Source organism: Zobellia galactanivorans, assembly GCF_000973105.1.
Taxonomy (GTDB): domain Bacteria; phylum Bacteroidota; class Bacteroidia; order Flavobacteriales; family Flavobacteriaceae; genus Zobellia; species Zobellia galactanivorans.
Genome location: NC_015844.1, coordinates 3,387,070 through 3,401,949, shown reverse-complemented (window position 1 = coordinate 3,401,949; position 14,880 = coordinate 3,387,070). Strand labels below are relative to the sequence as shown.

The 14,880-nt window shown below is 42.2% G+C and carries 15 protein-coding genes; 6 read left to right on the top strand and 9 right to left on the bottom strand.

Features of this window, described 5'->3' with window-relative positions:
• Positions 1–16: 16 nt before the first annotated feature.
• The 3 genes from ZOBGAL_RS13810 to ZOBGAL_RS13800 form a co-directional block, all read right to left on the bottom strand.
• On the bottom strand, positions 17–3,223 hold the full coding sequence (locus ZOBGAL_RS13810; RefSeq protein WP_013994259.1) for an efflux RND transporter permease subunit: 3,207 nt from the start codon (positions 3,221–3,223) through the stop codon (positions 17–19).
• 25 nt (positions 3,224–3,248) lie between these two features.
• Positions 3,249–4,331 carry an efflux RND transporter periplasmic adaptor subunit gene (locus ZOBGAL_RS13805; protein ID WP_013994258.1) on the bottom strand — a complete coding sequence of 361 codons (1,083 nt, stop codon included), beginning with the start codon at positions 4,329–4,331 and terminating at the stop codon, positions 3,249–3,251.
• A 146-nt stretch (positions 4,332–4,477) separates the two neighbouring features.
• Complete coding sequence (locus ZOBGAL_RS13800; RefSeq protein ID WP_013994257.1) at positions 4,478–4,903, bottom strand: hypothetical protein; 426 nt, start codon at positions 4,901–4,903, stop codon at positions 4,478–4,480.
• A 198-nt stretch (positions 4,904–5,101) separates the two neighbouring features.
• Between ZOBGAL_RS13800 and ZOBGAL_RS13795 the strand changes: the two genes are divergently transcribed.
• From ZOBGAL_RS13795 to ZOBGAL_RS13775, 5 genes are all read left to right on the top strand, one after another.
• Positions 5,102–5,554 carry a DUF1569 domain-containing protein gene (locus ZOBGAL_RS13795; RefSeq protein WP_013994256.1) on the top strand — a complete coding sequence of 151 codons (453 nt, stop codon included), beginning with the start codon at positions 5,102–5,104 and terminating at the stop codon, positions 5,552–5,554.
• 135 nt (positions 5,555–5,689) lie between these two features.
• Positions 5,690–6,415: an MIP/aquaporin family protein gene (locus tag ZOBGAL_RS13790; RefSeq protein WP_013994255.1), complete on the top strand. Its 726-nt coding sequence runs from the start codon at positions 5,690–5,692 to the stop codon at positions 6,413–6,415.
• Positions 6,416–6,453: 38 nt separating this feature from the next.
• Positions 6,454–7,329 (top strand): alpha/beta hydrolase, encoded by an 876-nt coding sequence (locus ZOBGAL_RS13785; RefSeq protein WP_013994254.1) that lies wholly within the window; start codon positions 6,454–6,456, stop codon positions 7,327–7,329.
• 6 nt (positions 7,330–7,335) lie between these two features.
• A complete protein-coding gene (locus tag ZOBGAL_RS13780) occupies positions 7,336–7,974 on the top strand; it encodes a GDSL-type esterase/lipase family protein (RefSeq protein ID WP_013994253.1) in 639 nt (212 codons plus the stop codon).
• Positions 7,975–8,009: 35 nt separating this feature from the next.
• Positions 8,010–9,626, top strand: coding sequence for a family 20 glycosylhydrolase (locus ZOBGAL_RS13775; RefSeq protein WP_013994252.1), 1,617 nt, complete (start codon positions 8,010–8,012; stop codon positions 9,624–9,626).
• Between the two features lie 62 nt (positions 9,627–9,688).
• Here ZOBGAL_RS13775 and ZOBGAL_RS13770 read toward each other — a convergent pair whose 3' ends face one another.
• From ZOBGAL_RS13770 to ruvX, 6 genes are all read right to left on the bottom strand, one after another.
• Positions 9,689–10,075: a response regulator gene (locus ZOBGAL_RS13770; protein WP_231854763.1), complete on the bottom strand. Its 387-nt coding sequence runs from the start codon at positions 10,073–10,075 to the stop codon at positions 9,689–9,691.
• Positions 10,076–10,096: 21 nt separating this feature from the next.
• Positions 10,097–11,185 (bottom strand): sensor histidine kinase, encoded by a 1,089-nt coding sequence (locus tag ZOBGAL_RS13765; protein WP_013994250.1) that lies wholly within the window; start codon positions 11,183–11,185, stop codon positions 10,097–10,099.
• A gap of 453 nt (positions 11,186–11,638) precedes the next feature.
• Positions 11,639–12,082, bottom strand: a complete 444-nt coding sequence (locus ZOBGAL_RS13760; RefSeq protein ID WP_013994249.1) for a BLUF domain-containing protein — start codon at positions 12,080–12,082, stop codon at positions 11,639–11,641.
• A gap of 229 nt (positions 12,083–12,311) precedes the next feature.
• Positions 12,312–12,731, bottom strand: coding sequence for a DUF5606 family protein (locus tag ZOBGAL_RS13755; RefSeq protein WP_013994248.1), 420 nt, complete (start codon positions 12,729–12,731; stop codon positions 12,312–12,314).
• A 60-nt stretch (positions 12,732–12,791) separates the two neighbouring features.
• Positions 12,792–13,382 carry a peptide deformylase gene (def, locus tag ZOBGAL_RS13750; RefSeq protein WP_013994247.1) on the bottom strand — a complete coding sequence of 197 codons (591 nt, stop codon included), beginning with the start codon at positions 13,380–13,382 and terminating at the stop codon, positions 12,792–12,794.
• The gene (gene ruvX / locus ZOBGAL_RS13745) at positions 13,383–13,793 is read right to left on the bottom strand and encodes a Holliday junction resolvase RuvX (RefSeq protein WP_046287935.1); all 411 of its coding nucleotides are present in this window, start codon (positions 13,791–13,793) and stop codon (positions 13,383–13,385) included.
• A gap of 203 nt (positions 13,794–13,996) precedes the next feature.
• Here ruvX and ZOBGAL_RS13740 point away from each other — a divergent pair, with 203 nt between their 5' ends.
• Complete coding sequence (locus tag ZOBGAL_RS13740) at positions 13,997–14,812, top strand: 2,3,4,5-tetrahydropyridine-2,6-dicarboxylate N-succinyltransferase (protein ID WP_013994245.1); 816 nt, start codon at positions 13,997–13,999, stop codon at positions 14,810–14,812.
• Positions 14,813–14,880 lie beyond the last annotated feature (68 nt).

The window sequence follows — 14,880 nt, the reverse complement described above, 5'->3', positions numbered from 1 at the left end:
AAATTTCGTTAGTGGTTTATTTATCCGCTATAGACTCTGCCAACAAGGGATGTTTGGGATCGTTATCAACGTAATCTTCCGACAATGGGTTTTCATCTTCGTATTTGATCAACTTGCGTTTCGCCGCGATTGTACCGAAGATGTAATAGAGTCCCGGTACCACAATCACACCGAAGACCGTACCAACGATCATACCTCCGGCAGCCGCCGAACCAATGGTACGGTTACCGATGGCCCCAGGACCGGTAGCAAAGACCAAGGGAATCAATCCTGCTATAAAAGCGAAGGAAGTCATCAAAATCGGCCTAAAACGCTCTTTGGCCCCGGCAATGGCCGCTTCAAGAACCGAAAGTCCCTGTTGGTGCTTCTGAACGGCAAACTCGACGATAAGGACTGCATTTTTACCTAAAAGTCCCACTAACATCACCAGCCCCACTTGGGCATAAATGTTATTTGACAGTCCCATTACCTTAAGCAATATAAACGAGCCGAAGACACCGGCGGGCAATGATAGAATAACGGCTAAGGGCAATAAGAAACTCTCGTACTGTGCGGCAAGGATCATATAGACGAAGGCCAGTACGATCAAGAAAATGTACAATACCTCGTTACCACGTCCCACCTCATCTTTTGAAAGTCCGGCCCAATCGATACCATAACCACGGGGCAATACCTCTTCCGCCACTTGTTGGATGGCCTCAATGGCCTCACCACTACTGTAACCCGATGCAGGGGATCCGTTTATTGAAGAAGTCGTATACAGGTTATAGCGGGTAATTTCATTCAGCCCTTGTTTTTTCTCCATTTTCATAAAAGCCGAATACGGAACCATCTCGTCATGATCGTTCTTTACGTACATTTTCATAACATCGGCCGGCAACCTTCTAAACTCGGGCGACGATTGCACATACACCTTAAAGAAGCTACCGAAACGCACAAAGCCCTGTTCATAGGTACTACCGATCAATATGGAAAGGTTGTCCATGGCGTTGGCAATGGATACCCCTTTTTGCATGGCGAGCTTATTATCGATTTTCAACTCGTATTGCGGATAATTTGCAGCGAAGAAGGTAAATAGACCCGAAAGCTCTTTTCGCTTTCTCAGTGCGGCCATAAACTCATCGTTTACCTTTTCAAACGCCTTATAATCGCCCGAATTCGTCTTGTCCAACAAGCGCAAGGCAAAGCCACCTGCCGCTCCGTAACCGGGCACTGCCGGTGGTTGAAAGAATTCAATGGTAGCCCCGGGAATATCCTTTGCCTTCTCCTCAAGCTCTTCTATGATCTCAACGGAAGACATTTCTCGTTCCGACCAGTCTTCAAGGTTGATGAGACAGGTTCCCGCATTGGATCCACGTCCCTCTGTCAAGACCTCATAACCCGCCAAGGCCGATACCGACCTGATGCCGGGTATCTCTTCCGCTATCTTCTGCAGTTTACGGGACACCTCGTTGGTCCGCTCAAGAGTAGAGCCCGGAGGGGTTTGTAAAATAGCATAGATCATGCCTTGGTCTTCATTCGGGATAAAGCCTGTCGGCAAGGTCTTACTCGTAAAAAATATACCCGCGCAAAAGGCAATCAAAAGTCCAAAAGTTACCGTCCGCCGGTTAACGATCAACTTAAGAAAGTTGGTGTACTTGCCCGTCAGCTTTTCAAAACGATGATTAAACCCGTCTAAAAACCGGTTCATCAGGTTTTTCTTTCTGGGTTCCCCATGATTATTTTTCAATATCATCGCACAAAGTACCGGGGTAAGCGTCAAGGCTACGACCCCTGAAATAACAATGGATGTGGCCATGGTAATGGCGAACTGTCGATAAAACACACCCACAGGTCCGGTCATAAAAGACACCGGAATGAACACAGCGGTCATCACCAAGGTAATGGCGATAATAGCCCCACTTATTTCGTGCACCACCATCTTTGAAGCCTTAAAGGGAGAGAGATGGTCTTCTTCCATTTTTACGTGTACCGCCTCGACCACCACAATAGCGTTATCGACCACGATACCAATGGCAAGAACCAGGGCAAAGAGCGTGATAAGGTTAATCGTAAGCCCGAACAGCTGCATAAAGAAAAACGCCCCGATCAAGGAAACGGGAACCGCTATGGTAGGAATCAAGGTAGAGCGCCAATCGCCCAAGAAAATAAAGACCACTAAGGCCACCAAGACAAAGGCTTCCCCAAGGGTGTGTACCACCTTGTCTATGGAGGCGTTCAAGAAACTGGAAACATCATAACTGATTTCGTAATCCATCCCCTTAGGGAAATTATCGCCTTTGATCTCTTCCAATTTAGCCTTAACCGCTTCAATTACATCGTTCGCATTACTTCCTGCGGTCTGTTTTAAGGTAATCGCCGCAGATGGGTGCCCGTCTAAGTTGGAATAGATATCGTAAAACTCACTTCCCAAATTAACATCGGCTATATCTTTCAAATACAGGATTTCACCATCAGGATTCGATTTTATGATAACATCCTGATATTGCTTCGGCTCGTTGTACCGCCCTTCATAGGTCAGCACATATTCCAGCGATTGTGAGCGTTTACCCGAACTACGGCCCAATCTACCGGGCGAACCTATAATGCTCTGCTCTTGCAAGGCTTCCATTACTTCTTCCGTAGAAACGTTATAGGCCCGCATTCGGTCGGGTTTTAACCAGACCCTCATGGCATATTGACGACTTCCTAATATTTTTGCCAGGCCTATACCTTTTATCCGCTTTAATTCCGGCAGTATATTTACGTTGGCATAGTTGTAAAGAAACTTTTCATCGGCATGTTCATCCTCGCTATACAGGTTTACGTACATCAACATATTGGGCTGAGCCTTTGAAATAACGATACCTTCACGCTGAACCAGTTCCGGTAAGCGACTGGTAACCTGCTCGATACGGTTTTTAACGCTTACTACGGCTTGGTTGGGATCTACGCCCAAGTCAAAAATAACCTGAATGGTAGCTTCGCCTGCACTAGTGGCATCGGATGTCATGTACTTCATACCGGGCGTTCCGTTAATGGATTTCTCCATTGGAATCAGCACCGAATTGACCAATACCTCGGCACTCGCCCCTGGATAGGCTATACTTACGTTTACCCTTGGTGGTGCAATGGATGGGAACTGTGATATGGGCAGTGTCTTGATGGCGAGCATGCCCAAGAACACGATGAACAGTGATATCACAATGGACAACACTGGTCTTTCTATAAATTTGTTAAACATATTCTTGCTATTTTTTTACGTTAGATTATTCAGAGTAAAGTTCTAGATGGGCGAGAACCTCATCGGGCTTTTCAAACTCGTAGGATATCTCATCGTTATCCCTAACCTTACGTAAACCTTCCAGCAAAATTTTATCGCCCTCCTTCAAGCCTTCGCTTACGGCGTAAAGGTCTTGCATATCGGCGCTAATGGTAATTTCTTTTGACACGACCTTATTGGTATCGTCCACTACAAAAACATATTTTTTATCGAGCACCTCAAAGGTGGCCTTTTGCGGAATGATCAATGCATCTTTCAATGGAACCGACATAAGCACATTACCCGTTTCACCATGTCTAAGCAATCCATCGGGGTTCGGAAAAGTGGCCCTAAAGGGAATGTTACCCGTTTCATTGTTGAAATCGGCTTCGATAGTCTCTACGATTCCCGGATGTTCAAATTGCCTATGATTGGCCATCAGCAAGTTTACCGTAGCCTTGCTATCATCCTTTAAATTGGTTTTATAATCAAGATATTCGGGTTCTGATACATTAAAGTACACCCACATTTTTCCATTGTCGGATAAACTGGTAAGCAACTCCCCTTCTTCAACTAGACTACCCGGCCTGACAAGAAAGCGGTCGATTATGCCATCAAAAGGTGCACGTATTTCGGTAAAGCCCAAATGCACCTGTGCCAAAGCCAATTCCGCATTGGCCTTGTCGAGCTTGGCCTTATCCATAGCCAGTTCGTTTTGTGATACTATGTTACTATCTGCCAGCGATTTGGTATTTTCATATTCTATTCTTGCCACTTCGGCTTCCGCTTGTGCCTTTTGCTGCTCCGCCCGATATAGTTTGGGCATAATTTGAAAGAGTAACTGGCCTTTCTTTACGAACTGGCCTTCATCGACAAACACTTTTTCCAGATAGCCCCGTTCTTGCGACCTGAGTTCAATGTGTCTTATAGACTGTATTTGACAAACGTATTCGTTAATTATGGTGGTATCTTTCTTTAAGGGGCTGGTTACCAAAAATTTTGTTTCCGATTCTTGGTGTTTTTTTTCCGATTTACAACTTGAGTGAAGCAATAGCACAGCCAAGCCCATGAGCATGAAAATTCTTCTCATAACTTAATATTTTAGTTTTGATAATGGTTTATGATGATGTCTTACAACATCGAAAATGATTGTTTTTCAAGTGCATTGTTCCGCATCGCACTGAAAAAAGAAGACAGCATTCGGCTTATAGTCACGACCGAACCCGATTTGAGATATCACAGTCGAAAAACGCTGAATATGAGGTGAAGGGACTTATACGTAGATAAGTAGGTAAAGTGTTCGTAAAACGAAAATTGCTTCTTTACCCGGTCAAAAAGGTAAGTAGTTCGATAGAAAATCGAGAAAGAACACAAAAAGGAAACCTTACTCGATTGATTTTTTAAAACGGTAGGTTCGCTCTCTTCTTCCTCACTATCGATACATTCCACCTTATGGCTGCGATGTTTTTCGGTGGAAGAAGAGCTCAAAATTGCTTGTTGCAACAATCCATCGACACTTATATCGACCGTGTCAGCATCGTTGGAATAATTCCCATAAATGAAAAAACCACCTTCAACAAGTGAATTTGCAACGCTTTGATTGCAAACACCTATCAGAAGTACAAAAAGAGATAAAAGATATTTAAGCACCTTTTTTTTCATCTGGAAGCAAAACTAGTACACGACCCTAATGTGGACAACATGTCTATCTTAAATGTTTGTTAACACAGACTTTTAATTCGTTATAAGCAGTTAAAGCCCCTTTTACCGACGAACTAAAAATAAAAGTTCCACTTTTTTTAAATATCTTTCGGTCAGACCATTTCACTTGTTGGTCTTTATTCTTTAAACCAGCCCACTATGAAAAATATATTCGACCCCACAGATGTTCAAGAACTTGTTTCGCGCATCAACAACCTCAACCCCCAAAGCCAGAACGAATGGGGCAAAATGAACGTGGCTCAAATGATGGCCCACTGCAATGTGGCCTACGATATGACCTATACCGACAAGTACCCGAAGCCTAAAGGCTTCAAAAAATTTATGATCAAACTTTTTGCAAAAAATATGGTGGTAGGCCCCAAGCCTTACAAGCGAAACCTCCGCACCGCACCTGAATTTTTGATTGTCGATGAACGCGACTTTGAAGTGGAAAAACAAAAACTAATCGCCTATTTGGAAAAAACACAACAACTGGGTGCCCCTCATTTTCAAAACAAAGAATCGCATGCTTTCGGGCCACTCACTTCCCAAGAATGGAACACTCTTTTTTATAAGCATTTAAACCACCACCTTCAGCAATTCAATGTTTGATTTTCCTTTTAGGGAAAAAATCTCAATATCAATCCATTAGTTACTTAAGGCTTATTTAATATTGACACCCCACGCCCTCAACAAGCGTAAAATTTTGTTTTTTTAGTATCTTTTCACCAACTAAACAACTCCACTATGATCGTTTACCTCTATGAATTTATCGGCACCGCCCTGCTTATTCTCATTGGCAATGGCGTGGTCGCCAACCTAGTTTTAAAAGGAACCAAAGGCCCCGACACGGGTTGGACAGGTATTTCCTTAGCCTGGGGTATTGCCGTCTTTATTGGGGTATATGTCAGTGCCGATGTAAGCCATGCCCATATAAATCCCGCCGTAACCCTGGCTTTGGCCGTAGCGGGGAAATTTAGTTGGCAATTGGTTCCCGGTTATATGTTGGCACAAATTTTAGGGGCCATGATGGGGAACTTTATGGTTTGGCTCAGTTACAAAAAGCACTACGATGCAACCGAAGACCAAGGTGCCATACTGGCCACCTTTTGTACCGCCCCGGCCATTAGGAGTCCTTTTTGGAATTTTGTTACCGAGGCCATAGGCACGTTTGTCTTGGTATTCGGTGTATTTTTTATCGCTGGTGGCACATTTGGTGACGAACCGATTTCACTCGGTTCCTTAGATGCTTTACCCGTAGCCCTCTTAGTAATGGGCATAGGATTTGGTCTTGGGGGACCGACAGGTTATGCCATTAACCCCGCGCGTGATTTTGGTCCGCGACTTTTGCACGCCATCTTGCCCTTAAAAGGAAAAGGAAGCAGTGATTGGGGTTACGCATGGATCCCAATTGTAGCTCCATTATGCGGTGCCGTTGTAGCCGCCTTGACCTATCTGGCCATTGCCGTTTAAACCGTAATCCATTACCCCTATTGTTACAACAACAGCACATGAAAAAACTTAGTCTCGTATTTTCTTTCTTGATCATTGTTCAGCTCGGCTTTGCCCAAGAATTTATAGAATTGCCCTATGAAGAGAGTACGACCGTGAAATGGGAGCATCAAGAAAAACAATACTTTTCGGAGATATGGAAAACAGAGGTGGTCACCAATGTATCGGTTCCTACGCTTCAAGTTTTTCAACCTAAAAAACCTAATGGAACTTCTGTTATAATTGCTCCTGGCGGCGCCCTGTACGCCCACAGTATCAATAGCGAAGGTAGAGACGTTGCCAAGTGGCTTGCCGATAAAGGCATAACCGCATTCGTTTTAAAATACCGCCTTGTGCCCACGGGCCAAGATGCCGTTCAAGAATATAGCACCGAAGGCAAAACCGATCCATCCCGTATAACCGAAAGAATAGCGGCCGTTTTCCCCTTGTCTATTGCCGATGGACTTTCAGCCGTTTCATATGTTAGGGAGAATGCAAAAAAATATCAATTAGATCCAAACAAAATAGGCTTTATGGGTTTTTCGGCTGGAGGCGCCGTGACCATGGGCGTAGCTTATAACTACAAAGACAAAGACAGACCCGATTTTATCGTTCCTGTATATGCATGGACAAGTGCCTACCCTGTTCAGGAAGCCCCGGAAAATGCCCCAGATATGCTTGTTATCTGTGCCAGTGACGATTCATTGGGCCTTGCACCCGGCAGCATTGAAATATATAATTCTTGGATCAAAGCCGGTCAACGGCCGGAACTACATATGTACGCCAAAGGCGGCCACGGCTTTGGCCTAAAAAAGCAAGGCTTACCGGCCGATCATTGGATACAACGATTTTATGAATGGTCCGTTGCCCAAGGAATTACCTCAACTTCTAATTAAATTCAAATGAAAACATCCCTTATCATATTCCTTTTAGCGAGCTTTTCCCTACATGCCCAAAGTGCCTTTAATAAAGAGGTAAAGGCCATTGTACAAAAATACGACAGCCTTTATGATGCCTCACAAGAGAGTATTGTGTTTACCGGAAGTTCCAGTATACGTGTCTGGAAAGACCTTCAAGAGCGCTTTCCCGAGCATCAGATCATCAATTCAGGATTCGGTGGCTCGCAGGCTATAGATTTACTTCAATTTACCGACGAGCTTATTCTACGCTACCATCCCAAAAAAGTTTTTATATACGAAGGGGACAATGACATCCAAAACAAAAAAAGGCCAAAAGATATTATTCGTACCATAACAGCGATCAAAGACAGTATCTTTAAGGAAAACCCACAGACCGAGATCGTTTTTATCTCAGCAAAACCGAGTTTGGCCCGATGGAAACTAAGAAGGAAATATAAAAGGCTGAACCGAAAGATGGAAAAAATGACATATACCGACGGCCGTTTGCTATATGTCGATGTCTGGAACCCTATGCTCGATGGCCGAAAAGTAAAGCAAGATATTTTTGTGGAAGACGGCTTGCACATGAACCCTAAAGGATATGAAATATGGTACTCCGTGTTAAAAGATTACCTCAACTAGACATGTAATACCCCAACCCCATAAAAACTACTTCGATGAAATCTAACTTGATCAAAGCATTGTTTATCAGCTGTATTTTCGTGGCGCTATTTTCTTGCGAACCAGAAAAAAAGAAACGCGTCTTGAACCTACCGCAGACCGATTTGGCCATGGAACCTATGATCCCTATGCCGATGAAGGTCATTCCTACGAATTCAGGCTTTGCCTTAGATAAGTTTACCGCCATATACACCTCGGAAAACGCCGATGGTTTTCCCGAAGTAGGTCGATTTCTTTCCGAAAAAATACACGCCAAGACTTCCTTGGATATCCCCGTAAATACGGAAGATACTCCAGAACGTGAAGGCGTTATCTACATCAACCAGTCCGACAGTTTAGAATTGAACGCCCCCGAGGCCTACCAACTGTACATCACCAAAGACTCCATAATTCTAAATGCGAATACCTCAACAGGTGCTTTTAGAGGGGTACAGACCATTCGTCAAATCATACCGGAAATACCGAACGATACCGTAGCTCCGTACCAAGTATGGAACATTCCCACCGGGAAAATTATCGACAACCCCGTTTTTGAGTACAGAGGAAGTATGCTCGACGTAGCCCGTCATTTTTTTAGTGTAGAAGATGTAAAAAAATATATAGACCTTCTCGCCTACTACAAATACAACGTCTTGCATTTACACCTATCCGATGACCAAGGTTGGCGTATTGAAATCAAATCATGGCCCAAACTCACGGAAGTAGGAGGAAGCACCGAAGTAGGAGGAAAATCAGGAGGATTCTATACGCAAGAGGAATATAGCGATATTGTCAACTACGCAGCCCAACGGCATATGACCATCGTACCTGAAATAGACATGCCAGGACATACGAATGCAGCCTCCGTTTCATACCCCTTCTTAAACGGAAATGGGAAAGAAGTAAAACTATACACGGGTATGCGAGTTGGTTTCAGCACCTTCGACACAAGAAAAGATACTACCTATGCCTTTATTGACGATGTAGTACGCGAGATTTCCGCTATAAGCCCTGGCCCCTATTTTCATATCGGTGGAGACGAAAGCCATGTTACCAAGAAAAAAGACTATGTGTACTTTGTTGAAAAAGTAGAAAAAATTGTGCAGAAATACGGCAAGCGGATGATCGGATGGGATGAGGTTGCTACCGCAAATATAGACTCCACCTCAATTTCCCAGTTTTGGTCAAGCAAAGAAAATGCCGACCTAGCCGTAGAAAAAGGAATGAAAATTATTATGTCTCCGGCAAAAAAGGCCTATCTCGACATGCAATACGACAGCCTATCTAAACACGGACTGCACTGGGCCGCCTATATCCCCACGGATACGGCCTATGAATGGTCTCCCGAAACCTATGAAGGGGTACCCCTGGAAAACATTTTAGGCATTGAAGCCCCCTTATGGTCAGAAACCATTAGTAACATTGACGAACTAGAGTACTTGGCATTTCCGCGTGCCATAGGTTATGCCGAATTGAGTTGGTCAACGCCCGAAAACCGCGATTGGGAGAAGTATAAAGTCCGTTTAGCCCAGCAAGCCCCTTTCTTGGATCGAATGAACGTAAAATACTATCCCTCTCCATTAATCGATTGGAAAAAAAGCGAATATACCTATAAAGAAATCAAAAAAGATTGACCCAATTTAAATAGAACCAGCTTACCCTATTGAAGGCAAAAAAATTGAAAATGGAAATGAAGTTAACATTCAAGTTTCTTTTTTTCCAAATTCAAAAGTAGGCGTTGTAAAACATCAAAATTCACGGGCTTCTCCAAATACTCATAGATATCCTTAAAAGTGGTCGCCTTAAACCTATCTTCCGGTCTTCCCGATGAAGTGGTTATGATAATGGGAATATTTGGACACAAACCCAGTCTTTTTTTAGCAGCAAGAAATTCCCAACCATCTAAAATTGGCATATTTATGTCCAATAAAATTAGATCCGGACAATCGTTGCCCTTTAAATAGTCTATGCCCATTTGGCCATTGGTTACAATGGCTATATGGTGCAGCCCTATTTCGTTCAACTTGGTTTCGGTAATAAAGTTGGTAACATCGTCATCTTCGATAATCAATATTTGAATCATTTTCATGGATTTTACTTGTTGCTAAAATTGGATCTTAAATTCAGTTCCCTTGTTCACTTGACTTTCGACCTCGATTTCCCCCCCGCTTTGGGTAACTATCGAATGAATAATGTAAAGGCCTATTCCCAAGCCTTCAACGTGTGTGTGCATTCTTTTGAAGAGTCCGAAAATTTTATCCGATAAAGCAGGATCAAAGCCCAAGCCATTATCCTTGAAACTCAAGTGTATCTTACCATGAACTTCCTTCGCCGATATTTTAATGATAGGCTTTCGCTTAGGATGTCGATACTTCAGGGCATTGGACATAAGGTTCTGAACAATACTCTCTATGTGGATAGGACTATATTTAAGAGATGGACAGCCCGAGAAGTCTTCCTTGATAATAGCCCTGCTTTTGATGATATCTTCTGAAAGGCCGGCCTTAACCTTGGCCACCACCTCGGAAAAAACCACTTTTTCGTGATTCCCGTTAAAATTGGACTTCACCGCAATAACTTCATTCAAGGCCCTAATTTTATCACACATAATTTTCGTCACCGACTGCATTCTGACAACTATGGGAGACAGTTCATCAGAAATAGGCCCTGCCTTTAAAAACATTTCAAAAAGGCTTTTTAAATTGGTAAGTGGAGCCCTCAGGTCATGCGCGGCCACATAGGAAAACTCTTCTAACTCTCGGTTCTTCCTTTTTAAGTTCACATTCACATCCTTTAAAGAACGCTGTGCTATTTTTAGTTGATCTATGGTGTTACTCAAGTTGGTTATATCACGAGTAGAAATCCCCAAATAATCTCCAATCTTGAAGGCTTTGACCATCCACTTATACTCAACATTGTCCCTTACGAAGGACAGTTCATCATATCCCGCCGGAACTCCCGTCTTAAGTACTTCTTTGTATGCATCATACCGCTCCGTACCTTTTAGATATGGAAATATGTCCAATAAATTTCTTCCTATAAAATTTTCTTTAGCAATTCCCACCGTAACTATGGATGCTTGATTAGCGTCCACAAAATTCATTTGGTCATCAAGGATAACAAAAGGAGAATACGCATTTTCGAAAAAGGCACTCTTTAAATCATTATTAATTGTAGTAGTAGGTTTTATCATATTTTTCGTATTTGGGACAAATCACAAGCGACTTATACCGCTAATTTATAGCCCTTTACAAAAAATAGTCGTTAGAAGAAGGTATAAAGCAAAAAGCTAAGGGTGAGTAACGATTAGTTGTAGACGAAAAACATTCAACAATGTCAAAATACAACACAAAACCCTAATAAACAGCTATTTAAACCACACAAGATTGTTATAAAAAAAGACAGCTATAACTCCCCCCTTCATTCTTGCCTCTTTAAATGTCGCATTGAAAAATATCAGGTATGGATACGTATGTGATCAAAAACCATTGATCATACAGGCATCTGGAATATTTGGGATTTGGGCACGCTATAGGTTATACCGAATTGGTATTTCTATGCCCCAACCGTGATTGAAAGAAATATAGAGGAATATGCCTTGAAACAGGCAAGTATACACCAACACTTTTTGAGGCACTACTGCCCTTTAGTCATTTTTACTGGCGTACTTGGTCTCCAATAATAGCTTGGTGGCGTTCCAGAACTCAATGGATGTGGGATTAGGAGATAATGAATTTTCAGGATTTTCAAAAAAGGTGCCTACCAATAATTTTAAATATTGAAGGTTGCTGTTCTCGGCCTTGAGGTGCTCGAAAGCCATACTCCAGCTTTCAAATTCCCTATTGTGGATCTTGCTTTCCGACAACAGGCTTACCTCTCGGTTTCTAGGGTCTTTCTTAATTCTCTCAAAAAGCTCTTTAACAACGGTCTCTTCACCTTCTAAGTATTGCACAAATCGGTCTTTATAGAAAAGCAAACAGCCCGTAATATTGTTGCGCTTATTGAAATCTCTCGCCCTTTCGAGCAATTCGTGAATTTCATGTGTTCCAAAATCAATATTCGCAATAGACGTATATACTAAACAGAACATGTAATTTGGTCGTATTTGGATTGGCTAGTTACTAGCTAAGGTAACGATAATATAACAAAGAAAATATGGAAAAAACTGTAATTCAGATAATTACAATATATTCTCTCAAATAAAATAAGTTTTATCTTACATGTTGATATTTGCATTAAATCGAGCCTATCAAAGGTCAAGAATGCAAAAAACCCTCGTTCAGAGGGTTTTATATTATAAATTACATCAGCAGGAAAACTTATTCTTCTTCAGTACTTTCTTTCTTATCCCCTGCAAAATCGGTAATACCATTATCATGTAGTATGTTGTACCATTGTATTACCTTCTTAATATCGCTGGCATATACCCTATCTTCATCGTAGTTGGGAAGAATTTCAAAAAAATACTCTTCCAACTTAATTTTTTCGGCTTTATGGGCAATTGAAGTTTTACCTCCCTTTTCCTTCACCTGTATCTTTAGGAATACTTCCCTTAGGGGCAATTCCTCATCCAAGGTATAAATTGCAATTTCAGACAGAATGCTTACGTTGCTTCGCATTCCAACGGTGATGCGTTTTTTATCGATAAGCGATTCAGCTACGAATCCCGTACGGGTTTGGGTGACCAATTTGTAAAGGCCTGGTTTACCTCCTATGGATAAGATTTTATCTAAACTCATATAAAAATTTACATTTTAGGAGCGCAAATATTGCACTTTTCAACGGATTACGATGAAATTTTAACGTCCTTTTTTTAGGTTTGGAAAACGCATGCGGTAATCGGCCCTAATGTTCCCTTTAGAAATATTGGTCAATTTGCTCTTTAGCATACGCTTCTTTAAGGTCGACAATTTGTCGGTGAACAATATGCCTTCGATATGGTCGTATTCGTGTTGAATGACCCGAGCCAGAAGTCCATCATAGGTTTCGGTATGCGCCTTAAAATTTTCGTCAACATAGCTTATGGTCACCGTATCCTTTCTCTTGACGTCTTCATGAATATCAGGAATACTCAAGCATCCTTCACTAAAGGCCCACTCATCACCCGTTTCTTCTTCTATTTGGGCGTTTATGAATACTTTTTTGAATCCGTTCAACTGCTTCTGTTCTTCTTCAGAAAGGTCTTCATCTTTTGAAAAAGGAGTAGTATCGACGATAAACAAACGGATAGGTAGCCCTATTTGCGGAGCGGCCAAGCCAACACCATTGGCGTTGTACATGGTCTCCCACATATTTTCTACAAGTTCTTTCAGCTTCGGATAATCATTGGGCAGGTCGGTACCTACCTTTCGTAATACGGGATCTCCGTACGCAACAATTGGTAAAATCATTTATATCTTATTTAAATAGGCTTGTAGGATAATCGTTGCGCTGATTTCATCAACCAGTGCCTTGTCTCTACGTTTTTTCTTTTTAAGGCCGCTATCGATCATGGTCTGAAAAGCCATTTTTGAGGTAAAACGCTCGTCTTGGCGTTCTATAGGAATTTGCGGAAAAACCTTGGCCAAACGATTTAAAAATGGAACGATCAAGGCTTCCGACTCGCTTGGCTCATTGTTCATCTGGCGCGGTTCGCCCACAATAAACCTATCTACCTTTTCTTTCGATACGTAATCTTTTAAAAAGTCTACAAGTCCGGCAGTAGGCACCGTCGTTAAACCAGAGGCAATCAGTTGTAACTCATCGGTAACGGCAATTCCCGTTCGTTTCTTTCCATAATCCAAAGCCAACAATCTTCCCACCCTCTCATTTATTTTTTGCAAAAATAACCTATAAATTGTTATAACCGTAAATTTGAATCCCGAAATCATATTTGAGCCCGTATATTTGCACTTTCAAAAAGACCTTGGTGATCATAAATCACTAAATGGCCTATGAAATACTAAACAAAAATTGGCATGTAGCGCAGCGTTAGCGCCATCGATAACATTTAATTCTACAAAAAATGACCGAGTTAAGAGAGACCATTGAAAAAGCATGGGACAACAGAGAACTTTTAAAAGAAACGGCTACCCAAGACGCCATCAGAGAAGTCGTAAACCTTCTGGATCAAGGTAAATTACGTTGTGCCGAACCAACGGCAGACGGATGGCAGATCAACGAATGGGTAAAGAAAGGTGTTGTTCTTTATTTTCCTATCCAAAAAATGGAAACACTTGAAGCGGGAATTTTCGAATACCACGATAAAATCCCCTTAAAGCGAGGTTATCAGGAGAAAGGTATTCGCGTGGTACCTAACGCCGTTGCCCGTCATGGCGCTTACATTTCTGCCGGTACTATTTTAATGCCTAGCTACGTAAATATCGGCGCTTATGTAGACGAAGGCACCATGGTCGACACATGGGCTACCGTTGGAAGCTGCGCACAAATAGGCAAAAACGTTCACCTCAGTGGAGGAGTAGGCATTGGCGGGGTCTTAGAGCCATTACAAGCAGCCCCGGTAATCATAGAAGACAACGCATTCATAGGATCTAGATGTATTGTAGTAGAAGGGGTTCGAGTAGAGAAAGAGGCCGTATTGGGCGCTAATGTGGTTCTTACGGCATCGACCAAAATTATAGATGTAACCGGTACCGAGCCCGTAGAAATGAAAGGTAGGGTACCTGCCCGTTCAGTTGTTATACCAGGGAGCTATACCAAGAAATTTTCCGCTGGCGAATTTCAAGTGCCTTGTGCTTTGATCATTGGCACACGAAAAGAGAGTACCAATAAAAAGACCTCTCTAAACGATGCTTTGCGCGAATATGATGTAGCGGTTTAAACGTGGTATAAAGGTTTTTTTTAAAAAAACATAATTTTTTTGTTTTTTAATTGTTATAAGAAGGTGGT